At 69.1% G+C, this 24,480-nt stretch carries 24 protein-coding genes; 14 read left to right on the forward strand and 10 right to left on the reverse strand.

Annotation, left to right across the window (positions count from 1 at the left end):
* Positions 1 to 69: 69 nt before the first annotated feature.
* Positions 70 to 768 (forward strand): TMEM165/GDT1 family protein, encoded by a 699-nt coding sequence (locus HQ325_RS10550; RefSeq protein ID WP_222629289.1) that lies wholly within the window; start codon positions 70 to 72, stop codon positions 766 to 768.
* Here the strand turns inward: HQ325_RS10550 and HQ325_RS10555 are convergent.
* The gene (locus HQ325_RS10555) at positions 710 to 1,204 is read right to left on the reverse strand and encodes a nucleoside deaminase (protein WP_222629293.1); all 495 of its coding nucleotides are present in this window, start codon (positions 1,202 to 1,204) and stop codon (positions 710 to 712) included. The genes HQ325_RS10550 and HQ325_RS10555 overlap by 59 nt on opposite strands.
* A gap of 84 nt (positions 1,205 to 1,288) precedes the next feature.
* Between HQ325_RS10555 and HQ325_RS10560 the strand changes: the two genes are divergently transcribed.
* A complete protein-coding gene (locus tag HQ325_RS10560; RefSeq protein WP_222629296.1) occupies positions 1,289 to 2,056 on the forward strand; it encodes an SDR family NAD(P)-dependent oxidoreductase in 768 nt (255 codons plus the stop codon).
* Between the two features lie 259 nt (positions 2,057 to 2,315).
* On the opposite strand, the gene HQ325_RS10565 is transcribed toward HQ325_RS10560, so the two are convergent.
* The gene (locus HQ325_RS10565; RefSeq protein WP_222629298.1) at positions 2,316 to 3,947 is read right to left on the reverse strand and encodes a TM0106 family RecB-like putative nuclease; all 1,632 of its coding nucleotides are present in this window, start codon (positions 3,945 to 3,947) and stop codon (positions 2,316 to 2,318) included.
* Positions 3,948 to 4,099: 152 nt separating this feature from the next.
* Here HQ325_RS10565 and HQ325_RS10570 point away from each other — a divergent pair, with 152 nt between their 5' ends.
* The 5 genes from HQ325_RS10570 to HQ325_RS22785 are packed head-to-tail and all read left to right on the forward strand — an operon-like array spanning position 4,100 to position 7,417.
* The gene (locus HQ325_RS10570; RefSeq protein WP_222629299.1) at positions 4,100 to 4,738 is read left to right on the forward strand and encodes a DUF6474 family protein; all 639 of its coding nucleotides are present in this window, start codon (positions 4,100 to 4,102) and stop codon (positions 4,736 to 4,738) included.
* 57 nt (positions 4,739 to 4,795) lie between these two features.
* Positions 4,796 to 5,293 carry a hypothetical protein gene (locus HQ325_RS10575; RefSeq protein ID WP_222629301.1) on the forward strand — a complete coding sequence of 166 codons (498 nt, stop codon included), beginning with the start codon at positions 4,796 to 4,798 and terminating at the stop codon, positions 5,291 to 5,293.
* Positions 5,294 to 5,309: 16 nt separating this feature from the next.
* A complete protein-coding gene (locus HQ325_RS10580; RefSeq protein ID WP_222629303.1) occupies positions 5,310 to 5,975 on the forward strand; it encodes a YcnI family protein in 666 nt (221 codons plus the stop codon).
* The gene (locus tag HQ325_RS10585) at positions 5,972 to 6,478 is read left to right on the forward strand and encodes a copper resistance CopC family protein (RefSeq protein WP_222629305.1); all 507 of its coding nucleotides are present in this window, start codon (positions 5,972 to 5,974) and stop codon (positions 6,476 to 6,478) included. Before HQ325_RS10580 ends, HQ325_RS10585 begins: the two co-directional genes overlap by 4 nt.
* 3 nt (positions 6,479 to 6,481) lie before the next feature.
* Positions 6,482 to 7,417 carry a CopD family protein gene (locus HQ325_RS22785; RefSeq protein ID WP_222629306.1) on the forward strand — a complete coding sequence of 312 codons (936 nt, stop codon included), beginning with the start codon at positions 6,482 to 6,484 and terminating at the stop codon, positions 7,415 to 7,417.
* Here the strand turns inward: HQ325_RS22785 and HQ325_RS10595 are convergent, their stop codons facing one another.
* The 3 genes from HQ325_RS10595 to HQ325_RS10605 form a co-directional block, all read right to left on the reverse strand.
* Positions 7,418 to 8,434 carry a hemolysin family protein gene (locus HQ325_RS10595; RefSeq protein WP_222629308.1) on the reverse strand — a complete coding sequence of 339 codons (1,017 nt, stop codon included), beginning with the start codon at positions 8,432 to 8,434 and terminating at the stop codon, positions 7,418 to 7,420.
* A complete protein-coding gene (locus HQ325_RS10600; protein ID WP_222629311.1) occupies positions 8,431 to 9,825 on the reverse strand; it encodes a hemolysin family protein in 1,395 nt (464 codons plus the stop codon). The genes HQ325_RS10595 and HQ325_RS10600 overlap by 4 nt, the downstream gene beginning before the upstream one ends.
* Before the next feature lie 125 nt (positions 9,826 to 9,950).
* Complete coding sequence (locus HQ325_RS10605; RefSeq protein WP_222629314.1) at positions 9,951 to 11,495, reverse strand: succinic semialdehyde dehydrogenase; 1,545 nt, start codon at positions 11,493 to 11,495, stop codon at positions 9,951 to 9,953.
* 170 nt (positions 11,496 to 11,665) lie between these two features.
* On the opposite strand from HQ325_RS10605, the gene HQ325_RS10610 reads away from it, so the two are divergent.
* The gene (locus HQ325_RS10610) at positions 11,666 to 12,433 is read left to right on the forward strand and encodes a MerR family transcriptional regulator (RefSeq protein WP_222629316.1); all 768 of its coding nucleotides are present in this window, start codon (positions 11,666 to 11,668) and stop codon (positions 12,431 to 12,433) included.
* Positions 12,434 to 12,494: 61 nt separating this feature from the next.
* On the opposite strand, the gene HQ325_RS10615 is transcribed toward HQ325_RS10610, so the two are convergent.
* On the reverse strand, positions 12,495 to 12,794 hold the full coding sequence (locus HQ325_RS10615; RefSeq protein ID WP_261778238.1) for a DUF6480 family protein: 300 nt from the start codon (positions 12,792 to 12,794) through the stop codon (positions 12,495 to 12,497).
* A 138-nt stretch (positions 12,795 to 12,932) separates the two neighbouring features.
* Between HQ325_RS10615 and rraA the strand changes: the two genes are divergently transcribed.
* A complete protein-coding gene (gene rraA / locus HQ325_RS10620) occupies positions 12,933 to 13,427 on the forward strand; it encodes a ribonuclease E activity regulator RraA (protein WP_222629319.1) in 495 nt (164 codons plus the stop codon).
* Positions 13,428 to 13,435: 8 nt separating this feature from the next.
* Here the strand turns inward: rraA and HQ325_RS10625 are convergent, their stop codons facing one another.
* Both HQ325_RS10625 and HQ325_RS10630 read right to left on the reverse strand, forming a co-directional pair.
* Positions 13,436 to 13,639: an RNA-binding S4 domain-containing protein gene (locus tag HQ325_RS10625; protein WP_222630934.1), complete on the reverse strand. Its 204-nt coding sequence runs from the start codon at positions 13,637 to 13,639 to the stop codon at positions 13,436 to 13,438.
* A gap of 80 nt (positions 13,640 to 13,719) precedes the next feature.
* Positions 13,720 to 15,231 (reverse strand): aldehyde dehydrogenase family protein, encoded by a 1,512-nt coding sequence (locus HQ325_RS10630; RefSeq protein WP_222629322.1) that lies wholly within the window; start codon positions 15,229 to 15,231, stop codon positions 13,720 to 13,722.
* An 85-nt stretch (positions 15,232 to 15,316) separates the two neighbouring features.
* On the opposite strand from HQ325_RS10630, the gene lat reads away from it, so the two are divergent.
* Both lat and HQ325_RS10640 read left to right on the forward strand, forming a co-directional pair.
* Positions 15,317 to 16,654 carry an L-lysine 6-transaminase gene (gene lat / locus HQ325_RS10635; protein WP_222629324.1) on the forward strand — a complete coding sequence of 446 codons (1,338 nt, stop codon included), beginning with the start codon at positions 15,317 to 15,319 and terminating at the stop codon, positions 16,652 to 16,654.
* Positions 16,655 to 16,714: 60 nt separating this feature from the next.
* Positions 16,715 to 17,524 (forward strand): alpha/beta fold hydrolase, encoded by an 810-nt coding sequence (locus tag HQ325_RS10640; RefSeq protein ID WP_222629326.1) that lies wholly within the window; start codon positions 16,715 to 16,717, stop codon positions 17,522 to 17,524.
* Positions 17,525 to 17,528: 4 nt separating this feature from the next.
* Here the strand turns inward: HQ325_RS10640 and HQ325_RS10645 are convergent, their stop codons facing one another.
* On the reverse strand, positions 17,529 to 18,569 hold the full coding sequence (locus HQ325_RS10645) for a nitronate monooxygenase family protein (protein WP_222629328.1): 1,041 nt from the start codon (positions 18,567 to 18,569) through the stop codon (positions 17,529 to 17,531).
* A gap of 164 nt (positions 18,570 to 18,733) precedes the next feature.
* On the opposite strand from HQ325_RS10645, the gene HQ325_RS10650 reads away from it, so the two are divergent.
* Together HQ325_RS10650 and HQ325_RS10655 are read left to right on the forward strand one after the other, a co-directional pair.
* Complete coding sequence (locus tag HQ325_RS10650; RefSeq protein WP_222629330.1) at positions 18,734 to 19,960, forward strand: diguanylate cyclase; 1,227 nt, start codon at positions 18,734 to 18,736, stop codon at positions 19,958 to 19,960.
* Between the two features lie 71 nt (positions 19,961 to 20,031).
* The gene (locus HQ325_RS10655) at positions 20,032 to 20,319 is read left to right on the forward strand and encodes a hypothetical protein (RefSeq protein ID WP_308014537.1); all 288 of its coding nucleotides are present in this window, start codon (positions 20,032 to 20,034) and stop codon (positions 20,317 to 20,319) included.
* Here the strand turns inward: HQ325_RS10655 and HQ325_RS10660 are convergent, their stop codons facing one another.
* Positions 20,320 to 20,895: a TerD family protein gene (locus HQ325_RS10660; RefSeq protein WP_027505908.1), complete on the reverse strand. Its 576-nt coding sequence runs from the start codon at positions 20,893 to 20,895 to the stop codon at positions 20,320 to 20,322. It lies immediately after the preceding gene.
* A gap of 223 nt (positions 20,896 to 21,118) precedes the next feature.
* Here HQ325_RS10660 and lysX point away from each other — a divergent pair, with 223 nt between their 5' ends.
* On the forward strand, positions 21,119 to 24,478 hold the full coding sequence (lysX, locus tag HQ325_RS10665) for a bifunctional lysylphosphatidylglycerol synthetase/lysine--tRNA ligase LysX (RefSeq protein WP_222629332.1): 3,360 nt from the start codon (positions 21,119 to 21,121) through the stop codon (positions 24,476 to 24,478).
* Positions 24,479 to 24,480: the final 2 nt, after the last annotated feature.

Genomic DNA, 24,480 nt, shown 5'->3' on the forward strand with positions numbered 1-24,480 from the left:
GCGCTGCACCGAGCGTCGGCCAGGTTCTCCCCTCGTGTCGGCCGACGCGCCCTGCCCTGGAGGTTCGACGTGCTCGCCGCCCTGCTCCTCAGCTTCGGAGTGATCTTCGTCGCCGAACTCGGTGACAAGTCCCAGCTGATGGCCATGACGTTCGCCCTGAAGTACCGCTGGTGGGTCGTCATCGGCGGCATCACGATCGCCACGACGCTCGTCCACCTGGTCTCCGTCGCCGTGGGCCACTACCTCGGTGTCGCGTTGCCGACGCACCTGATCGGCATCGTCGGCGGAGTCGCGTTCCTGGTCTTCGGCCTGTGGACCCTGCGCGGCGACTCCCTCGACGACGAGGAGAAGACGAAGGCCGACCGGGTGACCAAGTCCGCCTTCATCGCCGTCGCGTCCGCCTTCTTCCTCGCCGAGCTCGGTGACAAGACGATGCTCGCCACGGTCACCCTCGCCTCCGACAACGACTGGGTCGGCGTGTGGATCGGCTCGACGCTGGGCATGGTCGCCGCGGACGCTCTGGCGATCGTCATCGGCGCGACCCTGGGCAAGCACCTGCCCGAACGGCTCATCACCCTCGGTGCCGCGACCCTGTTCTTCGTCTTCGGCGTCTGGCTGATCCTCGAGGGGCTGCTCCCCGGGACGCCCGTCGGACTGATAGCCGCGGCCGTGGTCCTCGTCATCGGTATCGCAGCGACGAGCTGGGCGCTCACCCGTCCGAAGACAGACCGGCATTCCGACGATGAAGTGACCGCATCTCCGCGCTGACCTCCGGCACGGGCCCCCGCACCCTGATCCGCGGCGCCACGTCGCCGATGGGCAGCGCGACGACGGGGCCCGGCTCCAGGCCCCATTCCGACCGCCATGCGGTGAGCTGAGCACTCGTCACCGCGACGACGATGTCGCCGAGTCCCACCCAGGCGTGCGCCGCCGAACACATCGGGCAGTGCTCCCCCGAGGTGTACACCGTGGTCCGGGCGCGCTCGTCCTTCGTCAGGTTCCGCACGGCCCACTCCACGATCGTGAACTCGGGATGACGCGTCGAGTCCCCACCACCGATGCGGTTGCGGTCCTCGAAGAGCACCCGACCGTCCGCGTCGACCAGCACCGACCCGAACGGCTCGTCACCGGCCTCGAATGCCTCGCGCGCCAGCGCGACACAACGCCGGACATGGACCTCGTCTGCGGAACCGGGGAACGTCATGTCCCGAGTCTGCACCCACCGACTAGGGTTCGTTTCAGTGAGCGGCCGGTAACCGAGTCGGCCGTCCAACGAGAGGACACGGCAGTGGAGATCGCGGGAACAGCGGCATTGGTCACCGGCGGCGCATCGGGGCTCGGCGCGGCCACGGCGAAGCGGTTCGCCGACAACGGCGTCACCGTCTTCGGCCTCGACCTGCAGCAGTCCATCGACAAGGCCGGTGACTCCGTGCCTGACGGTGTGACGCTCATCGCCGCCGACGTCACCAGCGACGAAGAGGTACGGGCCGCCCTCGCACAGATCGGTGAGGCCGGCGTCCCGCTGCGCATCGTCGTGAACTGCGCCGGCGTGGGCTGGGCGGGACGCATCCTGTCCAAGAAGGGCGTGCACGATCTCGAGCTCTTCCGCACGGTCATCACCATCAACCTGCTCGGCACCTTCAACGTCATGCGTCTGGCGGCCGATCACATGCAGACGCTGCCGACCGTTGACGAGGCCGGGCAGCGCGGCGTCATCATCAACACCGCGTCGGTGGCCGCATTCGAGGGTCAGATCGGCCAGATCGCCTACTCCGCCTCCAAGGGCGGCGTGCACGGCATGACCGTCCCCGCGGCGCGCGACCTCGCCCAGGTGGGCATCCGCGTCAACACCATCGCCCCCGGCATCGTCGACACCCCGATGCTCGCCGGCGTCACCCCGGAGTACCGCGCCGGCCTCGAGGCGGGCGTCCCGTTCCCGTCCCGACTCGCTCAGCCCACCGAGTACGCGCAGCTCGCACAGATGATCGTCGAGCACGACTACCTCAACGGCGAGACCATCCGCATGGACGGCGCACTCCGGATGGCACCGCGGTAACTGCTCGAAAAAAGTTTTTCGTCACCACCCATCCACACCGGGTACTGGGACGAATCACATCTCGAGACGCTCGTCGTCGCTGCCAACCCCCGACTGGTAGCGATGGCGAGCGTTTCACTTCGTTGCACGCCGGGGCGAGCGTGTCACTTCGTTGCACGCCGGGGCGAGCGTTTCACTTCGTTGCACGCCGGGGCGAGCGTGTCACTTCGTTGCACGCCGGGGCGAGCGTGTCACTTCGTTACACGCCGGGGCGAGCGTGTCACTTCGTTACAGAGGAACTTCCGCCGAGCTCGTCCGCAGTCGGAATCTCCCGCGCGGCCGCCCCGTCCATCCAGACCCGCAGCGCGCGGGTGGCCTGCACGTCGTCCTCGTTGTACTCGAGCAACCGCGCGCGTTGCGACGCGTCGATGTCTCCGTCGTAACCCACCGCGCGGCGGTACCAGGCCATCGACGCCTCGCCGCCCGCCTCGTCGTCCCGCCAGTGGAAGCCCGCGACCGGTGCGACCTTCTTGAGGCCCTTGCCCGACGGACACACGAAGTTCTGGGACACCGCGATGTAGATGTCGACCCAGTCGGGCCCGTCGATGAACTCCCGGACCTCGGCCTCGGTGGGGACACCGGGCATGCCGGCGAACCGGCGCGCGGACCCCAGGAGCCACTTGTCCTCCGCAGCGCGCGAGTAGCAGTAGGCCGCGAATGTCCGGCCCGCCGCGTGCGCGTCCGCACGCACGCCCTGCATCCAGGACCAGAACTCACCGAACGAGCGCGCCTCGTCCATCGTGGGAACCGGTTCCCACGTCACGAAGGCGCGGTACTGCGGCTCGGCCCCGTCCCTCCGGTCGAGGAGCGTTCCCCACATGTAGGCGCCGTGCTCCTGGTAGCTCTCCATGTCGACGTCCACCTCGACGTCGGCCCGCTGGACCGTCACGGCGTCGCGGCGTCGGACCAGCGGCAGGTCCGCGATCCACGCGCGGGCGATGACCACAGTCTCCTCGAAATCGCCGTGGGGCCACTCGTCGGGCACGCCACCCGTCCAGTCCGCCAGGTCGTCGATGCTGACGATGCCGGCGGACCGCAGAGCGTCCGCTCGCGATCCCGCCGCCACCAGCGAGACGTCCCGCGTACGCCGCAAGGTCTCTCCGCACTCGGACCACCACGGACAGGACCGACACTCCGACACCTTGGACGGCGACGTGACGACCGAGCCCGACGCGATGGCCAGTCGATCACCGAATCGCGCGTCGTACTCCGCCTCGACCGCCGTCAGATCGTGCACGAGCATCACGTCCGCACCGAAGCCGATGACACCGGCGCGCGCCGACACCCCGGCCTGACCGATGCGGCCCAGGAGCCGATGCACGTGCACGGCCGCCAACTGGTCCCGCAACTGCGGTCGCACCTTGCGCGTGGGGTCGAGTGCGGGAGCCCACGACGTGAACGGTGTGGTCACCGCGCCGCTGCCGGGATCGGTGACCTTGTGGTTGACCACCAGCACCGGGATGTATCCGCCGTCCGGATCGCGCATCAGCATGTCGCACCGACCACGCCGACCGGCGTCCTCGTCGTCGGCGAAGGTGGCGTTCCAGATGCGCTCGACACCGGACTCGCATGCCGCGCGCGTGGCGCGGACCTGCATCGATCGGGACCGAGACGGCGAGACCACCACCCACGACTCGGGATCCGCGGCGACCAGGGTGTCCCGGATCTCGGCTCGGTACGCGGCGGCCGCCTCCCGGCGCATCTGCACACCCGTGTCCTCCGCGGTGTCGACGAGCAACGAGCGGTAGGCGGTGTCGAGATACACGCGGTGGCGGCACCGGGTGAGCGACGACGCGTCGATCAGCACGGAGGGGCCGGACGCCGGAGCGGGGGGCGGCACGACGTGGGACATTCTCGCAGCGTAGATCCACGGGCCGACACCTCACGCGGATGCAGCGCACCGGGAGCGGACCGATAGGCTGACGGCAGGCATTCAGGCGCTCGTCGGTCATCCGGTCGGAGCGTTCTGGCGACGTAGTCGGACACGATAGGGGCACGTACACCATGGCTCTGCGCAAGAAGCGTTCTCGCCGTGCGACCCGGAAGGCCGAGGCCAAGGCCCTGCGCCACAAGGCCGGCCTCGAGGCGAAGTACACCGCCCGTAACGAGCGCAAGCACCTCAAGAAGCTGGCGAAGAACGACGCCAAGGCGCTGACCAGCCAACAGAAGGTCGATCAGGCGCACATCAGGACCCTGGCCGCACGGGAGAAGGCCGCGCGCGAGGGCAAGATCAACGCTGCGAGGGTGCGCAAGTACGTCGGCATCGGTCGCGTGCTGGCCCCCGTCCTCGTGCCGATCGCGTACCGCGCGGCGACCCTCCTGCGGGGTCAGCTCGACCAGTACCGCGCCGGCCGCATCGGCGTCGACGTGAAGGAGCTGGGCCAGTACACCGGGCACGGCGCGAAGCTCAGCGCTCGCATCGTCGGTGCCGAGCGCTCCGTCGCCGAGGTCGCCGCGTCGCACCAGGACACCGAGACGGGCGCCTTCGCCGACGCGATCCGGTCGCGCCTGACCGAGCTCACCACCGCGGTGCACGCCGCCGAGCAGATGCCGCCGTCGCGCCGCAAGCTGGCTCACGGCGCCATCTCCGACGAGCTCGACGGCATCGAGGCCGACATCCTCGCGCGCCTCGGCGTGCGCTGATCCCTGCCTGAGTCGACGATGGGGACCGAGCGCACGCGCGTGTGGCGTGGTGGTGCCGTGGGAGCACTCACTGCCACGCTCGCCGTCGCCGCGCACGGTGTCGGCGGTGGTGGCGTGCCCACCTCGTCCGCTCTCTCCCTGCTGCTCGCCGTCGCGATCGGTGCGGGCGTGCTCGCCGCCGGTGTCGGGACCGCCCGGACCGGCCCACTCCCGATCCTCCTGTGGCTCGTGGGCGGACAGGTCGTCGCGCACGAGGCACTGGCCGCCGTCGCGGAACACACCCACCCGCTCGACGCGTCCATGCTGGCTGCGCACGCCGTCGCCGTCGGTGTCGGCGCCGTCCTCGTCGCCTCGTCCGAGCGGTTGTTCGCCGCGATCACGTCGGTGCTGCGCGCACCGCGGCTCACGTTCTCGCCGCCGCGCCGCCCCCGACCCGTCACCGCCACCGCGCCGCTCGATCGACCGGTCCCGGTTCCCGCTCTGTCCGCCGTCTCCAGGAGAGGACCACCGCAGGTGCTCGCGCAGCCACTCACATCGCGGTACTCCCTCACCTGAACGGAAGACATCTGTCATGACCAGCTTCTCCACGCGTGCCCTGGGCACGAGTGTCCTCACCGCCGCCGCCCTCCTCGCCTCCGCAGGACTGGCGTCCGCCCACGTCGTCGTGTCCGCTCCGGACGCGGCACAGGGCGGATACGGCGTTCTCACCTTCCGGGTGCCGACCGAGTCGGAGGCGGCGTCCACCACCTCCGTCACCGTCCAGCTGCCCGGCCTCACCTCGGCCCGCACGCAGCCCATGCCCGGCTGGACGGCCGTCGTCGAACGCTCCGCGGACGAACTGGCCACCTCGGTCACCTGGACGGCGGATCCCGGCAACCCCGGTGTCGGGCCCGGACAGTTCGAGCAGTTCCAGCTCTCGGCCGGCCCCCTGCCGGAGGAGGAGAGCGTGTCCTTCCCGGCCCGCCAGACCTACAGTGACGGCGAGGTCGTGAACTGGGACCAGCCGACACCGGAGGACGGTACCGAGCCCGAGTTGCCGGCTCCCACACTGGAACTCGCCGCGAGCAACGGCGATCATCACAGCAGCCCCACGGTGTCGGCAGCGTCCTCGACCACCGAGGCCGCCGCGTCGTCGTCCGACACCACGGCCCGGTGGCTCGGCGGGATCGGCCTGGTTCTCGGAGCACTCGGTGCCGCACTCGGGATCGGCGCCACGGTGCGGAGTCGACGCTCGTGAGACGGTTCCTCGCTCTACTGCTCGCCCTCGCCGCGGCGCTGCTGCTCGGCACCTCGACGGCGTCCGCGCACTCGGTGGTGGTGTCCAGCTCTCCCGAGAACGAGAGTTCCGTCGATCAGGGTCCGGCGGAGGCGACGGTGACGTTCAACGAGGCTGTGCAGTCGCAGTTCGCCTCGCTGACCGTCGTCGGTCCCGACGGCAACCTCTGGTCCGACGGTGACCCGCGGGTGTCGGGTTCCACCGTCGCGGTGAACCTCCGGGAGCTCGGCCCGACGGGAACGTACACCATCGCGTTCCGCGTCACGTCCGCCGACGGCCACCCGGTCAGCGGTACCCGGACGTTCGAGCTGACGACGGCCGGTACCGGGACCCCCGGTCCCGCGGCCGACGCCGGCGCGTCCTCGACCGAGTCGGGGGGCGGTGTGCCGCTCTGGCCGTTCCTGGTCGCCGCCGCGGTGGTGTTCCTCGGCGGTCTCGCGTTCGCTCTGCGGAAGAAGAACTGAGTCGTGGCCGGGACGACGACCGCGCGGTGGTCACCGCTCGCCGTCGTTCCGGCCGCACTGCTCGGGGTGATCGCCGCCCTCGTACTGGCGCCCTCCGACCTTCCGCTCGACTCCTTCGTACGGACCGGTGCCGACGTCGCCGGTGCCGTGGTCCTCGGATTCGGTCTGCTGATCCTGTGGGCCCGCGAATCCAGGCACGTCGACGACCACCTCGCGTGGCGCGGCGCCCTCGTCGCCGCCGCGTGCTGGGCCGTCGCCGAGGTCACGCTGATGGTGCTGGGGGCTGCGCGCTCCGAGGCCGTCAGCGCCACCGCGGTGTCGCTCGGCACGTTCACCGACTACGTCCAGAACATCGCCAACGGCCGGATCGGCTCCGCGGTCGTGGTCGTCGCGCTCGCGATGGCCGTGCTGGCGGCCACTGCCCTCCGCACCGATCTGGAAGTCTCCGGCATCGTTGTTGTCGTACCCACCGCCGTCGCCCTCATCGCTCGCCCGATGACCGGCCACATGGCGCAGCAAGCCGTCGGCGCGCTGCTGGTGGCCGTGCACGTGGTGGCGGCATCGGTGTGGCTCGGGCTGCTGATCGCGATGGCGGTGACCCTGCGGTCACGGACCGCCTGGGCGGATCTGCTCCCGCGCTACTCGGCGGCCGCGCTGTGGTGTGTGGTCGCCGTCGCCGTCACCGGTGTCGTCAACGCCGCCGTGCGGCTCGCCTCGGTGACCGACCTGGTCGACACCGGCTACGGGCGGCTGATCCTGCTCAAGACGGTCCTGCTGGTCGCCTTGGTGATCGGCGGGTGGTGGCGACGGCGCACGTGGGTGAGCGTCATCGGTGCCCACACCACCGACGCCGCGATCTCGACCCGACGTGCTGTCGTCGAGACCGCGGCGATGGCCGTGGCGTTCGGCGTGGCCGCCGCACTGGCGACCACGGCCTGATCACGCGGGCAGCGGGTCCGCGCTGGGCAGCAATCGAACGAGCACGTCCGACATGGTGATGACACCGACCACCGCGCCGCCGTTCCGTACCACCGCGAGGTGGTTGCGGGTCTCCCGCATCTCCGCGAGCGCGACGTACACGGGCGCGGCCGCGTCGAGCTCGAAGGCCGGTCGCACGAAGTCGTCCACGGAGCGGGAGTCCTCGGCCTGCAACGTGTCCCGCACGTGGACCAGACCGATCACATCGGCCCCGTCCCGCACCAGGATGCGCAGATGGCCCGTGCGCAGCGACGCCGCCCGCACGTCAGCGACCGTCGCCGACGTCGCCACCGCAGTGGGCTCGGAATCGGTGCGCACGAGGTCTGCCACCGTGAGCCTCTGCAGTTCCAGCGCACTCGAGATCTGATCCGAGTAACCCTTGTCCAGCGATCCGACACTCACCGAGTGTGCGACCAGCTGCTCGAGATCGTCCGGATTCTGGCCCGACATCACCTGATCGGCCGGCGTGACACCGGCCCGGCGCAGCAGTGCATTCGCCATTCCGTTGAGCGACACCAGGATCGGGCGGGTGAAGAACATGAAGACACGCATCGGGATGGCCAGCATCGTCGCCGACTTCTCGGGATGCGCGATGGCCCACGACTTCGGCGCCATCTCGCCGACGACCAGGTGCAGGAAGGTGACGATGATCAGGGCCAGGACGAAGCCGAGCACGTCGGATGCCCAGTAGGGCAGACCGACGGACTCGAACATCGGCCGGAGCCAGTAGTGCACGGTCGGCTTGGTGAACGCACCGAGTGCCAACGTGCACAGCGTGATTCCGAGCTGCGAACCCGCAAGCAACACGGTCAGCTCGGTGGAACTGCGCAGCGCGGCGCGCGCCGAGCGCGAATCGGCCGCCGCGTCCTCGAGCCGGTGCCGCTTGGCGGCGAGAAGCGCGAACTCGACGGCCACGAAGAAGGCGCTGAGCGCGATCAGGCCGACGGTGACGACGAGAAACACCAGGGGGTTGCTCACAGCGCGTCCTCCGTCTCGCTCATGGCCGGGACGTCGTCGGAAGTGCGCTCGACGACCTCGAGCGTGACCGACGACGGCACGTGGTTGTCGATCTCCTGGATCCTCATGACGAGGAACCGTCGGGGCGGTTCGGCATCGGTCGCGAGGTCACCGGGGTCGATGGGCAGCTCGAGTTCGATGACGTCGCCGACCTCGGGAAGCGATCCGTGGACGCTGATGGCCAGTCCGGCGATGGTCTCGATGTCACCCTCCGGAAGTTCGCGGTCCAGAGCACGTTCCACCTCGTCGAGGTGGACGTCGCCCGCCACCGTCCACACACCGTCGTCGCCGGGCACGGGTTCCGCGCCGTCGGCATCGTCGTGCTCGTCGGTGATCTCACCGACCAGCTCCTCGGCCAGGTCCTCGATGGTGACGACACCGGTGAAGGAGCCGTATTCGTCGATGACACACGCGAGTTGATTCTTCGACGCGCGCAGCTCGCCCATGGCGTCGGGGAGCATCTGGGTCTCGGGGAGCACCAGTGCGTCGCGGGACAGCACGGCGACCGGTGTGTCGCCGGGCAGGTCGGTGGCGAGCACGTCGCGCAGGTGGACGACGCCCTCGATCGAGTCGTCGGCGTGGAGCACCGGATACCGCGAGTGCTCGACGCTCATGAGGGCGCGCACCTCGGCGATGGTGGAGTCGGAGCGCACCGTCGCCACCTTCGCACGGGGGATCATCGCGTGACCCGTGGTCTGGGTGGGGAAGTCGAGGATGCGGTCGAGCAGTGTGGACAGCTCCTCGGGAAGGTCACCGGTGCCCCGGCTCTCGGCCACGATGTGTTCGAGGTCGCGCGGGGTCGCCGAGTGCTCGACGTCGTGGACCGGCTCGATCTTCAGCGCCTTCAGCAGCGCGTTCGACGAGGCGTCGAAGATGCGGATGAGCCAGCCGAACAGCTTGAGGTAGATCGTCGTCGACAGCGAGAGCCATCGGGCGACGGGTTCGGGGCGCGCGATGGCGAAGTTCTTGGGGAACAGCTCGCCGAAGAGCATCTGCACGAACGTCGACACCACCAACGCCGTCACCGCACCGACGGCGAGTCCGACACCGCTGGGAATGCCGACGCCGCCCAGCAGAGTCCCGAGAGACTGTCCGATGAGCGGCTCGGCGAAGTTACCGACGAGCAGGCCGGTGACGGTGATGCCCAACTGAGCGCCCGAGAGCATGAAGGACGTGCGCTTCGTGACGGCCAGGGTGCGCGCGGCGACGGTGTCACCCGCCTTCGAACGCGCTTCGAGCCTCGACCGGTCCACGGTCATGTAGGCGAATTCCTGGGCTACGAAATAGCCTGTGCCGGCGGTGATTCCGACGACGACGACGATACCGAGGAGAAGCGTCAACAACTCGCTCATCTGCCGGTCACCGCCCTGGTCGCATCGGTCGATACGAGGGGGGCCATGACCGGCCCGGGTTTGTCGCTGTCCATTCGTCCTCTGTCGCTGCGGGTGTTTCGCCCGATTCTACGGGATGCGCGCCGCTACCGTCCCGGCACGTACTTCAGCGCCCGGATGAAGATGGGCAGCGTCTTCGCCCAGAGCTTCGGAGGCAACCGCCGTCCACCGAGGTTGATCAGGCGCGTCGTGGAGACGGTCTGCGACTCGGTGTACTTCAGGACGCCGTCCGGTCCGTGTCGACGACCGACGCCCGAGACACCCATGCCGCCCATCGGCGCACCGGTGCTTCCCCAGGTCGGCGCGTAGCCCTCGTCCACGTTCACGGTGCCGGCGTGCAGTCGCGCGGCGATGGCCTCGCCCTGCGCCTTCGTCTTCGCCCACACACTGGCGTTCAGTCCGTACTCGGTGGCGTTGGCCCGCTCGACGGCCTCGTCGACACTGGCGACGGGGTAGATGGAGACGAGGGGACCGAACGTCTCGGCACCCCAGCACTCCATGTCGTCGGTGACGCCGGTGAGCACGGTGGGCTCGTAGAACAGCGGGCCGATGTCGGGGCGTGCCTTGCCGCCGGCGACCACGGTCGCACCCTTCACCTTCGCGTCGTCCACGTGGTTCGAGATGGCCTTGACCTGATCCTCCGAGATGAGGCTGCCCATCTCGACCCCGAACTCGTACGTGGCGGCCAGCGTCATGCGGCGCACCCGCTCACCGAACGCGGCGGTGAACTTGTCGGCGATCGACTTCTCGACGTAGATGCGCTCGATGGAGATGCAGAGCTGACCGGAGTTGGAGAAGCAGGCACGGACGGCCGCGTCGACCACCTCGGGGATCTTGGCGCCGGCGGCGACGATCATGGCGTTCTTGCCGCCGAGCTCGGCGGAGAAACCGATGAGTCGCCGACCGGTCTGCTCGGCGAGCAGCTGGCCGGTGGCGGTGGACCCCGTGAACATCAGGTAGTCGGAGGTGTCGACGATGGCAGTGCCGACCACCGATCCGGGGCCGGGAACCACGGCGAACAGGTCGCGGGGCAGACCGGCCTGGTAGAGCAGCTCGACGCACGCGAGTGCGCAGTACGGCGTCTGGCTGTCCGGCTTCAGCACGATGCCGTTGCCGGCCATCAGAGCCGGGATGGCATCGGACACCGCGAGGGTCATCGGGTAGTTCCACGGCGAGATGATGCCGACGATGCCCTTGGGCTGGTAGTTGACCTGCGTCTTGGTCAGCACGGGAAGCATGCCCTTGACGCGCCTGCTCTTCAACAGTTCGCCGGAGACCCGCGCGTAGTGCCGCGCCGTCATCGCGATGTCGAGGACCTCTTCCTGGGCGGCGGACCGGGACTTTCCGGTCTCTGCCTGCGCCAGGTCGATGAGCGACGCGCGGTGCTTCAACACGAGGTCGCGGTACTTGTGGAGGATCTTCGCTCGATCCGCGATGGACGTCGTCGCCCACCGCTTCTGGGCTGCGCGGACCTTGTCGTTCGCCGCCAGCACGTCGTCGCGGGTGCCGACGGGGATGGTCGCCATCTCGCGGCCGGTGAACACCTCGATGACGGGCTTGGTCTCCCGACCCGGTGCGACCGAGGCGAGGGCGACGAGTCGTGTGAACGTGTCTGCGGTCGGCGCTGACATGCGTATCTCCCAGTGGCGGATGAGTGTGACGACGGTTGACGGATACACCGTCGGTATCGACACGGTACGCCAGGAGTGCGCTCGGACACAGCCCCTGACCGGACGCCTCGATGGATCGGGCCAAGATTGTGCTTGACCCTCACGCGACGGGAGGCACGACAGTGACCGGTGTGAACGATGCACTGACCGTGGGACAGGTGGCCACGCTGGCGGACGTCAGCGTGCGCACCCTGCACCACTACGACGCGGTGGGCCTCGTGGTGCCCGGCGGCAGGTCTCCCGCGGGATACCGCACCTACTCGGCGCGGGACGTGGAGCGCCTGTACTCCGTGCTGACCTATCGCGAACTCGGGTTCCCGCTGACCGAGATCAAGGAGATTCTCGACGATCCCGCCGCGGACGCGCTCGAGCATCTCCGACGGCAGCGCGCCCTGCTCGACCAGCGCATCGCTCACCTGACCGCCATGGCGAACGCCGTGGACACCGTGATCGAGAGGAAGACGATGGGTACGAACCTGACCCCGGCCGAGCAGCGTGAGATCTGGGGCGACGACTGGGCCGGCGAGAGGTACGAGGACGAGGCCCGCGAGCGCTGGGGAGACACCGACGCGTGGGCCCAGAGCACGGAGCGCACTGCCGCGTTGTCGGCCGACGACTGGCGTGCGATCAAGGCCGACACCGAGCATCTCGAGGCCGATCTCGCGGCGGCGATGCTCGGGGGCGTGGAACCCGGTTCGGACGAGGCGAACGTTCTGGCCGAACGTCACCGAGCGTCGATCGACCGCTTCTACGACTGCGATCACGCGATGCACGTCTGCGTGGCCGGGATGTACACCGCCGACGAGCGCTTCCGCGCGCACTACGACAGGCGGGCCGCCGGGCTGGCCGAGTGGATCGTCGCCGTCGTCGGAGCGAACGCCCGCGAGCACGGGGCCTGACACGAGGACGGAGCACGAGGCCGAGAGGCCACGTGCTCCGTCGTCGGTTCTCTCGGGGGCTCTAGACGAGGCCCGCGATCCTGCCCACGACACCGAGGACGATCAGCACCACGACGACGCCGACCGCGACCAGGAACACGATCGCGGGTGTCCGAGTGCGCTGAGGCGGTTCATGATTGGGACCCGCGGCCGACGTGGAGTCCGGCGGCGTGTCACCCGGCACGATGCTGCCACCGGGCTGGAGTCCTGCAGTCTCTGCGGGATCGGGATTCTGGCCGGACATGGGGTGGTCCTCTCGGGTGGCGTCGCGCGCAGTCTCGTCACCGGTGTGACCGTCGTTGCCGTCGTGACTTGTACTCATGACGTGCGGGTTCCCCCGACCTGCACCGTCCAATCGACCTCGAGGGACCGAACAGCCGACGCACCTACCGCCGCCCCGGCGGGTGTCTCCGACAGCGTGACCCGACGGACCGAAGCACTGCCGCTAGCCTGTGACGCCATGAGCACCTTCATCGCGACCGCCGATCTCGCCGACACCATCGGGCCGGACATCCGGAGCTGCGACACGCAGTTCCGTCAGCTCGGGGCCGTGCGCGAGTTCTGCGGAACCATCACCACCATTCGCTGCTTTCAGGACAACCTGCTGGTCAAGCAGACATTGTCGGAGCCCGGCAACGGCGGAGTCCTGGTGGTCGACGGCGACGCGAGTGTCCACACCGCCCTCGTCGGCGACATCATCGCCGGGCGCGGTGTGGACAACGGGTGGGCGGGCGTCATCGTCAACGGTGCCGTGCGCGACTCGGCGATCCTGACGACCCTTGCCATCGGGGTGAAGGCGCTGGGCACCAACCCGCGCAAGAGCACGCAGACCGGGTCGGGTGAGAAGAACGTCACAGTCGAGTTCGGCGGGATCACCTTCATCCCCGGCGAGTTCGTCTACAGCGACGACGACGGAGTCGTCGTCGCTGCGCAGCCCCTCCCGCCTCAGGGCTGACCGGCAGCTCAGGCCTGAGAGACGCGGGCGGACACCCCGCCGACGGTGACGGTGTCGCCCGCACGGAGCTGGCGCCCTCGGCGCAGTTCGGTCTCCCCGTTCACCTCGACGAGGCCGTCCGCGATCACGGCCTTCGCCTCGGACCCCGACTCGATGAGATCGGCCAGCTTGAGGAACTGCCCCAGCCTGATCACCTCGTCGCGGATCTCGATTGTTCGATCACTGCTGTGATCCCGGCCGGCCTCCGGCCTTCCCGCGCTGTGATCCCGGCCGGCCTCCGGCCTTCCCGCAGTCACAGGAACGTCACCCCCTGGGCGAGCGGCAGCTCCGAGCTGTAGTTGACCGTGTTGGTGGTGCGTCGCATGTAGGACTTCCAGGCATCACTGCCCGATTCGCGCCCGCCACCGGTCTCCTTCTCGCCGCCGAACGCGCCGCCGATCTCCGCGCCCGACGGGCCGATGTTCACGTTCGCGATGCCGCAGTCCGACCCGGCCGCCGACAGGAAGCGTTCCGCCTCGCGCAGGTCGGTCGTGAAGATCGACGACGACAGCCCCTGCGGTACGTCGTTGTGGAGGGCGATGGCCTCGTCCAGATCGCTGTAGGTCATGACGTACAGGATGGGCGCGAACGTCTCACGGCGCACCACGTCGGTCTGCGCGGGCATCCGCACGATGGCCGGCTGGACGTAGACACCGTCCTCGGCGCCCGCCACTCGCACCCGCTCACCACCCGCGACGACGGTGCCGCCGTCCTTCCGCGCGAGCTCCAACGCGTCGGCGTAACCGTCGTGCGCGGCCTCGTCGATCAGCGGTCCGACCAGTGTCGACGAGTCGAGCGGCGACCCGACGGGTAACGACGAGTACGCGGTACCCAGTCGGTCGACGAGGGTGTCGGCGACGGACTCGTGCACGATGACGCGGCGCAGGGACGTGCATCGTTGACCGGCCGTGCCGGCCGCGGAGAACACCAGGCCGCGGACGGTGAGGTCGAGATCGGCGCTCGGACAGACGATCGCGGCGTTGTTGCCGCCGAGTTCGAGGAGCACGCGGCCGAACCGTGCCGCGACGCGGGGACCGACCTCGCGGCCCATGCGGGTCGATCCGGTGGCGGAGACCAGGGCGATGCGCGGATCGTCGACGAGGGTCTCCCCGACGGCACGGTCACCGACGACGAGTTGCGCCACTGCCGGCGACACTCCGGCACGGCGTGCGGCTTCCTCGAACAGCGCCTGCACGGCCACCGCGGTGACGGGCGTCTTCTCCGACGGCTTCCACACCACCGTGTCGCCGGCGACGAGGGCGAGCACGGTGTTCCACGACCACACCGCGACCGGGAAGTTGAAGGCCGTGATCACGGCGACGACTCCGAGTGGGTGCCACTGCTCCATCATCCGGTGGCCGGGCCGCTCGGTGGCGATGGTGTTGCCGTAGAGCTGGCGGGACAGTCCGACGCCGAAGTCGCAGATGTCGATCATCTCCTGGACCTCGCCGAGGCCCTCGCTGACGATCTTGCCGGCCTCGATGGACACCAGCTCACCGAGTGCGTCCTTGTGTTCGCGGAGCAGTTCACCCAGCTCACGCACCAGACCGCCGCGTACCGGCGCGGGAACGAGAGACCACGACCGGTAGGCGTCCGCGGCTGCGGCGATCACCGAGTCCACGTCGCTCTTGAGCGGCACGTGGCCCAACACCGCACCGGTGATCGGGCTGGTCGCGGCCAGGCCGGAGTCGTGGTCGAGCGGCGCGGCCCCGACTGCGGCGAGCAGCTCGGACGTACGGGCGGACAGGTCGACGGTCGATGTCATGGATTCATTGTCTCCGATGGTCGTGACAGGATTTATTCCGGCCCAGCTGTTGTTTGACAGTATTTTATCGCGTACTTTCGCCTTCATGACGCAGGTACTGCCATCGCGGCCCACCACCCCCGTTCCCGCCGGTGCGCCGGAGTCGGTCCACGACGTTCTGTCGCGCCACATCCTGGCCGACGGCTTCGACATGGTTCTCGACCTCGAGCGGTCGCACGGCTCCACACTCGTCGATGCGCGGACCGGTGCGTCGTACCTCGACATGTTCACGTTCTTCGCGTCCAACGCCCTCGGGATGAACCACCCCTCGCTGGCGGAGGACGACGAGTTCCGGGCGGATCTGCTGACGGCCGCGCTGCACAAGCCGAGCAACTCCGACCTCTACTCCGAGCCGATGGCCCGGTTCGTCGCGACCTTCGCGCGCGTGCTCGGCATCCCCGAACTACCCCACCTCTTCTTCGTCGAGGGCGGTGCGCTCGCCGTCGAGAACGCCCTGAAGGTGGCCTTCGACTGGAAGAGTCGGCTGAACGAGTCCCGCGGTCTCGACCCGGCACTGGGCGGACGGATCCTGCACCTCGAGCACGCCTTCCACGGCCGGTCGGGCTACACCATGTCGCTCACCAACACGGATCCGATCAAGGTCGCGCGTTTCCCCAAGTTCGACTGGCCACGCATCCCGTCGCCGTACCTGCGCGAGGGCGCGGACATGGACGCTCTCGAGGCGCGCTCACTGGCCGCCGCGCGTACCGCGTTCGAGTCGTTCCCCGACGACATCGCCGCCGCCATCGTCGAGCCGATCCAGGGCGAGGGCGGCGACCATCACTTCCGACCGTCGTTCCTCCTCGGGCTGCAGGCTCTGTGCCACGAGTTCGACGCGTTGTTCGTCGTCGACGAGGTCCAGTCCGGGGCGGGCATCACCGGCACCGCGTGGGCGCACCAGCAGCTGGGCATCGAACCCGACGTCCTCGCTTTCGGCAAGAAGACCCAGGTGTGCGGAATCATGGCCGGCCGGCGCGTGGACATGGTGCGCGACAACGTCTTCGAGGTCGGATCCCGGATCAACTCGACGTGGGGCGGCGGCCTGGCCGACATGGTGCGGGCACGGCGGATCCTCGAGGTGATCGAACGCGACGGCCTCATCGCCCGCGCCGCGGAGAGGGGCGCGGTCCTCGGCGACGCTCTCGACGCACTCGCGCTGCGGCACCCGTCGATCTCCGACGTGCGGGGACGCGGCCTGTTCCGGGCGTTCTCGCTGCCGGACACCGCGACTCGTGATCGACTGATCACGCGGCTCCTCGTCGACGAGCGGGTGATCATGCTGGGGTGCGGCTCACGCAGCGTCCGCTTCCGTCCCGCGCTGACCGTGACGGAAGAGGCACTGGCCGACGCCGTCGCGGCGATCGACCGGGTTCTGAGCGCCTGACCGGATTGTCTGTGTACGCCGAGTGACAGGCACTGCGCGCGGCTCCGCTACCATCCGCCCATGACACTGCGCTACGACGTCGACGGTCACGGTCCCACCCTCGTGCTGGTGCACGGAGTCGTTCACCGCCGCCAGGCGTGGGACGCGGTGCTGGATCTGCTCACGCCCTATCGGCGGGTCGTCACTGTGGACCTGCCCGGGCACGGGGAGTCGGAGCCGCTGCGCGAGTCCGGTGAGAACGTACTGCACGCGCTGCAGAACGAGGTCACCGAGTTCGTCCGCGAGATCGAGGAGCCGGACCATCAAGTCCACATCGCCGGCAACTCGCTCGGTGGGTTCGTCGCACTGTGCCTCGCCGCGCAGGGGGAGGTCGCGTCGGCCACCGCGCTGTCGCCCGCGGGCTTCTTCCTGAACCACACCGATCAGGCTCGGACCATGGTGACGTTCCGCGCGATGCGCAGCGTCGCGCGGACGTTCGGCAAGGCCGCGCCCACGGCACTGAAGATGCGAGCGGTGCGGTATCCCACGCTGCTGCCGTTCTTCGCGCATCCGAGCAGGGTGTCGTACGAGGCCGCCGTCGTCGACGCCTCGTCACTCACCACCAACGCGATGATCGACGCCGGCATCGACGCACCGTTCGAGTTCCCGACGCTCACCGAACCGCTGGTGCCGGTGACGGTGGCGTGGGGCACGCGGGACCTGATCCTGCCGCACTACCAGGTGCGGGGCGTCCGTCGCCGCTTCCCGCACGCCCGCGTCATCTCGGTCCCCGGTGTCGGCCACGTGCCGATGTCGGACAACCCCGAGCTGATCGCGTCGATCCTCCTCGCGGGGAGTCAGGACCGGACCCCGACCGCCGATCCCGCCTGACGTTCTAGGCGGTCTCCATCTCCGCGACGATCCGCGCGACGATGTCGGCGGCCGACGTGGCGGTCACCGAGCGCCACCCGGTACCGGCCCACAGGTTGGGGACGTCCGCCCTTCCGGCAGCCGTCGCCGCGGTGCGGATCGGACCCGTGATCGCGTTGACGTCGGGGTATCCGGCCGGCGCGGAGGCCGTGAACTGCGCGGCGAACTCGTTCTCGAGGCCACGTGCCGGCCGTCCCGAGAACGCGCGCGTCACCACGGTGCGCCGGTAGCGGCGGTCCAGCAGTGCGGCGCGGTGCACCGCCGAGGTGCCGGCCTCGTCGGAGCACAGGAAGGCGGTGCCCATCTGCGCTGCGACGGCGCCGAGTCCGAGAGCCGCCACCACACCGGACCCGTCCATGATTCCGCCGGCCGCGATGAGGGGCACGTCGACCGAGAGTCCGACGGCCAGCAGCAGGGACGGCAGCGACATCGCGTCACCGCCTCGAGGGGAGGACGCGTCGTCGGTGTAGACGCCCCGGTGTCCGCCGGCCTCGCTGCCCTGGACGACGAGCATGTCGGCCCCGTCCGCCACGGCCGCGCGGGCCTCGTCGACCGAGGTGACGGTTCCGATCATCAGGGCGCCGATCTCGTGCACGCGGGCGGTGAGCTCGGCGCCGGGTCGACCGAACGTGACCGACACGGCCGCCGGGCGGTGGGCGAGCACCACCTCGATCACGGCGTCGATGTCGTCGGGGCCGGGTGTCGCCGGGCCGGGTTCGACCCCGAACTCGGCGGCGATCGGGGCGAGCGCGGCGCGGTACGCCGCCATCTCGTCGGCGACGGCGATGTGCGCGGACGGGAGGAACAGGTTGACGCCGTACGGCGAGGACGTGAGGGACTCGACCTCGGCGAGCCTGTCGTCGAGAGCGTCCGGACTCAGCAGTGCTCCGGCCAGGAATCCCAGTCCGCCGGCATCGCTCACGGCGGCGGTCAGGGCGGGAGTCGACGGACCTCCGGCCATCGGCGCACACACGACGGGGAGCCTGGCAGGGAAGACAGCGGTCATGCGGCCGATGGTACGTCGGCGGTCCCTCCACCGACCCACCACGAATACCCGATGTTTCTCCGGTTTCGGGCCGACCAAACCGACTACACGTACACTTCACTGGTCGCCAGCAGGGACACACATCGCGTCGGGGGTCGCATCGAGTTCGAAGGGATTCTCCACGCATGTCGCACCCGACCCGTCGACCGGTCGCGCAGCGCGTCCGCGCGTCCCGCGATCGCTCTCGGCCGGGTCGACACAGTGGGTCTCGCCGCGTCCGCAACGCGCAGCGCAGACCCCTCACCCACCGGCCTCGGGACAGCGCGCTCGACGTCGTCCGTCGGTGGCTGACCACGCCGCACGATTTCGACTGGATCTTCGTCCACCACTCGACCCGGTCCATCCACGGCATCATCCGGCTGGTCTTCGCCGGCGCGGTGCTGCTCAACGCGACCGTGTCGATGCTGATGCTCGCCTCGCCCAACGGTCCCTCCGGCACGCCGGCGATCGTCTACGTCTTCCTCGTGCTGGCACTGCAGATCGCCGCGATGATCTGGGTGCTCACCGGACCGACGCCGGACACGAAGGCACAGTTCCTCGGCTTCCTGATCTTCGGAGACGTCGGCATCGCGTCGGTGATCCTGTTGGACACCCCGACCTCGGCGCTGATCGGCACCTTCCTGTTCGCGATCAACGGCGCTCTCTGCACGTTCTTCCTCAGTCCCCGTGTTCTGCTCGCCCACCTGGCGTTCACGAATGCCGTGATCGTCCTCATCGGGGCCCTGGCATACGTCCAGGACCTGTGGGGACCGTGGGACGCGATCGCCGCCGTGCTGGTGGCCAGCGGTGCGAGCAGTGGGGTGCCGATCTTCGCGTCCATCGCGTGGTCACTCGTCTCGACGGACGCGAAGGCATCGGATCTCGATTCGTTGACCGGCGTCAAGAACCGCCGCGGTCTGCAGAACTCGGTCGAGGATCTGTGGGAGACAGCACTGACGACGGCGACGCCCGTGGTGGTGGTCATGATCGACATCGATCGGTTCAAGAGCGTCAACGATCGCTTCGGACACGATCAGGGCGACACCGTGATCGTGTTGGTCGCGACCCGGCTGGCCGAGCTCTTCGACGGCCACGGGGTGCTCGCGCGTACCGGCGGCGAGGAGTTCGTGGCGGTCCTCACGGATGTGGACGGTCGACTCGAATCGGTGGTCGCGCTCGTCACCGAGACGGTTCACGATCAGCAGGACGCTATTCCCGTGACGGCCAGCGTCGGCGTCGCCGTGTTGAGTCCCGACTCGTCGCTGTGGAGTTCCGGACCCGCGGCGATCGACCGTGCGACCCGCGGCGCGGACTCGATGATGTACCGCGCCAAGGCGGCCGGCGGGCACCGGCTGCTCTCGACATTTCTGTGACACGCTGCTTCCCGACACCCTGCTTCCCGACACCCTGCTTCACACCGGACTCAGACTAGGAAACCCACCCCGTGATCGACGTCTTCCACGCACTCGTGGTCATGAACGCTCTGTTCGCCGCGTCGGCGTGGTGCCTGGCCGGGCCGAACGTCTGGTCGATCTCCGCGGTGGTGCTCGCGTCGATCGGCTGGTTGCTCTTCAACGGCCCCCTCGAGGGCCGGGTGTTGGTGGTGTTCTCACCCCAGCACGGATTCACCGAGTCGGACGTGCTGTCCATCGTCGGAATGATCATCGGAGCGGTCGGCGTCGTGCGCGCGAGGCGACGAGCCGACCGCCGCGATGTCCCGCGTCGACAGTGATCAGACGCTGATGCCGAAGTCGCGGGCGATGCCGGCGAGTCCGGAGGCGTAGCCCTGGCCCACGGCGCGGAACTTCCACTCCGCACCGTTGCGGTACAGCTCTCCGAACACCATGGCGGTCTCCGTCGAGGCATCCTCGGTGAGGTCGTAACGGGCGAGTTCGGTGCCGTTGGACTTGTCGATGACACGGATGTACGCGCCGCGGACCTGCCCGAAGGACTGCGAGCGCGCGTCGGCCTCGTAGATCGAGACGGGGAACGTGACGATGTCGACGGTGGACGGGACCGCTGCGAGATCGACGTCGATGACCTCGTCGTCGCCGTCGCCCTCACCGGTCTTGTTGTCACCCGTGTGCTGGATCGAGCCGTCCGGAGTCTTCAGATTGTTGAAGAAGACGAAGTACTCGTTGCCGGGGGCCTTCTTGTCCGGGCCGAGCGCGATGGCGCTGGCGTCGAGATCGAAATCCGTTCCGGTCGTCGTGCGCAGATCCCATCCGAGTCCGACGGACACCGCGGTCAGATTCGGTGCGGCCTTCGTGAGAGACACGTTGCCACCCTTGGTCAGGCTGACGCCCATGTGAGAGATCCCTTCTCGTTTCGCCCGATTCATCCGTATTCGGATCGGTGCTGCCCGGCCAACGAACCCCACGTCGTTCCGGTTCCCGACCCTCCGCCGACAGTGTGGTGCGCGGCAAAGGACGCGCGTGGGCAGCGGACGTTGCATAGTTGTCTGTCACAGCCTGTGTCCTGCGGATCACGGGCCCATCCGTAGATCCGGTCTCGGCAGGAGGCGCTCGATCATGGCCACTCAGGCGACCTCGGCGGCACCCGCCGGGGGCACTGCATCACCGTCCCCGTCGGGCCTGTCCGACGCATCCCGCGTCGCCCGCGCCGATCGCCGGTCGCGGCACAAGGGGCGCCTCCGGCAGGTGCCGCACCACGTCGGCCTCGTGCTCGGTGTGTACGCGACGCTGGTCCTCCTGTGGAGCCTGTCGCCCGCGCTCCGAGCGCTCGTCCACGTCCCCCGCGAGTGGCTCGACTCGTACGTCATCGACGCTCCCGACACGAGCCTGTCCTACGGCTTCGTCGTCGCGCTCGTCGCCGCGGCGCTGTCGACGCGCAAACGCGTCGCGTGGTGGATCGCCGTCCTCTACACCGCGGCGTCGGCAGTGGTGAACGTCCTGACCCTGGTGGACGATTCCGGAAGCGTCGGATCCTGGATCGGCCTGGTCCTGCAGGTCGCGGTGATCGCACTGCTGCTCGCCTCCCGCGCCGAGTTCGACACCAAGGTCCGACGCGGCGCCGGATGGAAGGCGCTCGGCGTCCTCGTCACCGGTCTCGTCGCCGGCATCCTCGCCGGCTGGGCGCTGCTCGAGGCGTTCCCCGGCTCGTTGCCGCGGAACGAGACGTTCCTGTGGTCGCTCAACCGAGTGGCCGGGCTGGCCCTGGTGGACAACGAGCAGTTCAGCGGTCGACCGCACGGTCTGCTCAACTTTCTTCTCGGACTGTTCGCCTTCGTCGCCCTCGCCGCCGCGGTGGTGACACTGTTCCGCTCGCAGCGGGCGAGCAATGCTCTCACCGGCACGGACGAGTCGGCACTGCGCGGGCTCATCGCCCGCTCCGGTCACGACGACTCGTTGGCCTACTTCGCCACCCGCCGCGACAAGGCGGTGGTCTTCGCACCGAACGGCAAGGCTGCCATCACCTATCGCGTCGAGGTCGGCGTGTGCCTGGCCAGCGGTGACCCCCTCGGCCTCGAGGAATCCTGGCCGCACGCGATCGAGGCGTGGCTCGAGTTGTCGTCGCGGTACGGATGGGCCCCGGCGGTGATGGGTGCGAGCGAGACGGGTGCCGCCGCGTTCCGGCGGGCGGGACTCGCCGTGCTCGAACTCGGCGACGAGGCGATCCTGCAGACCCGCTCGTTCAGCCTGAACGGACCGGACATGCGCCCGGTGCGCCAGGCCGTCAATCGGGCGCGCGGCAAGGGACTCTCGGTGCGTATCCGACGCCATCGAGACATCCCCGAAGGCGAGTGGCCGGCCATCGTCGAGCGTGCCGACCGCTGGCGTGACACCGAGACCGAACGCGGATTCTCCATGGCACTCGGACGCCTCGGTGATCCCCTGGACGGCGACTGCCTGCTGGTCGAAGCCGTGCTCGATGCGGACGACCGCGTCGTCGGCACCCTCTCCCTCGTTCCCTGGGGCGCGAGCGGAGCATCGCTCGACCTCATGCGCCGCGACCCCGCATCACCCAACGGCACCGTCGAACTGATGGTCTCCGAGCTCGCGTCCCGCTCGGACACAGTGGGCATCACCAAGGTGTCCCTGAACTTCGCCGTCTTCCGCTCCGTGTTCGAGGCGGGCGGCCGTATCGGCGCCGGACCCGTTCTGCGCCTGTGGCGTTCGACGTTGGTGTTCTTCTCGCGATGGTGGCAGCTCGAGGCGCTCTACCGATCGAATCTCAAGTACCAGCCCGAGTGGGTGCCGCGGTACCTGTGCTTCGAGGACAACCGCGACCTGCCCAAGGTGGGTACCGCATCGGCCATCGCGGAGGGGTTCCTCACGCTGCCGGGACTCGGTGCTCGCACCCACACCGGCACCCGACAGGCGGTCCCCGCCGCTCTGCTCGCCGACGGCACGCTGCACGCCGACGGGAGCGAGCCCGACGACACACCCGTCGACACCGTGCCCGGTCGGCGACGGCCGGAGCAGGTCCGGGTGCGGATGTCCAAGCTGGACAGGCTCTCCGCGGACGGCGTCGACGCCTACCCCGTCGCGCACCCGCCCACCCACACCGTGGACGCCGCGGCGAACGCCCCGGAGGGCACCACCGTGCGCGTGTCCGGTCGCCTGCTGCGCATCCGCGACTACGGCGGCGTCGTCTTCGGTCTCGTCCGCGACTGGAGCGGCGACCTGCAGATCCTGCTCGACCGCGAGCGTATCGATCGAGATCGGTTGCGGCGCTTCACCTCCGACTTCGACCTGGGCGACCTGATCTCCTGCACGGGAGTGGTCGGGCGCAGTCGCACCGGAGCGCTCGCGCTGCTGGTGAGCGACTGGCGCATGAACGCGAAATCGTTGCACCCACTGCCCGACAAGTTCCGCGGGCTCACCGATCCCGAGGCGCGGGTGCGTCAGCGCTACGTCGACATGGAGATCAATCCGCAGGCGCGCGCCCTCATGCGTGCCCGCAGCGCGGTGGTGAAATCGCTGCGCGACACGTTGGGCGACCGCGGATACATGGAGGTGGAAACGCCTATCCTGCAACAGATTCACGGCGGCGCGAACGCGGCGCCGTTCCTCACGCACATCAACGCCTACAACCTCGATCTCTACCTGCGCATCGCGCCGGAGCTGTACCTCAAGAGGCTGTGCGTCGGCGGCATGGAACGCGTCTTCGAGATCGGCCGCGTGTTTCGCAACGAGGGCGCCGACTTCAAGCACAATCCTGAGTTCACGATCCTCGAGGCCTACGAGGCGCACAGTGACTACGAACGCGCGATGGTGTTGTGCCGGGAGCTGATCCAGCGCGCCGCCGTGGCCGCGCACGGCCGCGAGGTGATCTACCGGCCGGCCGAGGACGGCACCATGACGGAGATCGACATCTCCGGCGAGTGGCCGGTGAAGACCATGCACGGCGCCGTCGCGGAGAAGATCGGTGCCGACGTCCGGCCCGACACACCGCTCGCCGAATTGCATCGGCTGTGCGATCTGCACGACGTCCCGTATCAGTCGACCTGGGACGAGGGCGCCGTGGCGCAGGAGATGTACGAGCACCTCGTCGAGGACGTCACCGAGTTCCCGACGTTCTACACCAACTTTCCCACGTCGATGTCCCCGTTGACCCGGCCCCACCGCAGCATCGCGGGCGTCGCCGAGAAGTGGGATCTGGTGGCGTGGGGGGTCGAGTTGGGCACCGCGTACAGCGAGTTGACCGACCCCGTGGACCAACGCGCTCGCCTCACCGCGCAGTCGATGCTCGCCGCGGGCGGCGACCCCGAGGCGATGGAACTGGACGAGGACTTCCTCCAGGCGCTCGAGCACGGCATGCCGCCGACCGGTGGCCTCGGAATGGGTGTCGACCGGGTGGTCATGCTCATCACGGGCGGGTCGATCCGCGAGACCCTCGCGTTCCCGTTGGCCAAGCCGCGGAGCTGAAT

This window comes from Rhodococcus sp. BP-349 (assembly GCF_019835845.1).
GTDB lineage: Bacteria > Actinomycetota > Actinomycetes > Mycobacteriales > Mycobacteriaceae > Rhodococcoides.

Coding starts and splice junctions, on each gene's coding strand:
- HQ325_RS10630 (WP_222629322.1), bottom strand. CDS start 15,231: ATGACATCGACCGTCGACCTGTCCGCCCGTACGTCCGAGCTGCTCGCC.
- lat (WP_222629324.1), top strand. CDS start 15,317: ATGACGCAGGTACTGCCATCGCGGCCCACCACCCCCGTTCCCGCCGGT.
- rraA (WP_222629319.1), top strand. CDS start 12,933: ATGAGCACCTTCATCGCGACCGCCGATCTCGCCGACACCATCGGGCCG.
- HQ325_RS10555 (WP_222629293.1), bottom strand. CDS start 1,204: ATGACGTTCCCCGGTTCCGCAGACGAGGTCCATGTCCGGCGTTGTGTC.
- HQ325_RS10580 (WP_222629303.1), top strand. CDS start 5,310: ATGACCAGCTTCTCCACGCGTGCCCTGGGCACGAGTGTCCTCACCGCC.
- HQ325_RS10645 (WP_222629328.1), bottom strand. CDS start 18,569: ATGACCGCTGTCTTCCCTGCCAGGCTCCCCGTCGTGTGTGCGCCGATG.
- HQ325_RS10615 (WP_261778238.1), bottom strand. CDS start 12,794: ATGAGTACAAGTCACGACGGCAACGACGGTCACACCGGTGACGAGACT.
- HQ325_RS10600 (WP_222629311.1), bottom strand. CDS start 9,825: ATGAGCGAGTTGTTGACGCTTCTCCTCGGTATCGTCGTCGTCGTCGGA.
- HQ325_RS10565 (WP_222629298.1), bottom strand. CDS start 3,947: ATGTCCCACGTCGTGCCGCCCCCCGCTCCGGCGTCCGGCCCCTCCGTG.
- HQ325_RS10650 (WP_222629330.1), top strand. CDS start 18,734: ATGTCGCACCCGACCCGTCGACCGGTCGCGCAGCGCGTCCGCGCGTCC.
- HQ325_RS10570 (WP_222629299.1), top strand. CDS start 4,100: ATGGCTCTGCGCAAGAAGCGTTCTCGCCGTGCGACCCGGAAGGCCGAG.
- HQ325_RS10640 (WP_222629326.1), top strand. CDS start 16,715: ATGACACTGCGCTACGACGTCGACGGTCACGGTCCCACCCTCGTGCTG.
- HQ325_RS10605 (WP_222629314.1), bottom strand. CDS start 11,495: ATGTCAGCGCCGACCGCAGACACGTTCACACGACTCGTCGCCCTCGCC.
- HQ325_RS10660 (WP_027505908.1), bottom strand. CDS start 20,895: ATGGGCGTCAGCCTGACCAAGGGTGGCAACGTGTCTCTCACGAAGGCC.
- lysX (WP_222629332.1), top strand. CDS start 21,119: ATGGCCACTCAGGCGACCTCGGCGGCACCCGCCGGGGGCACTGCATCA.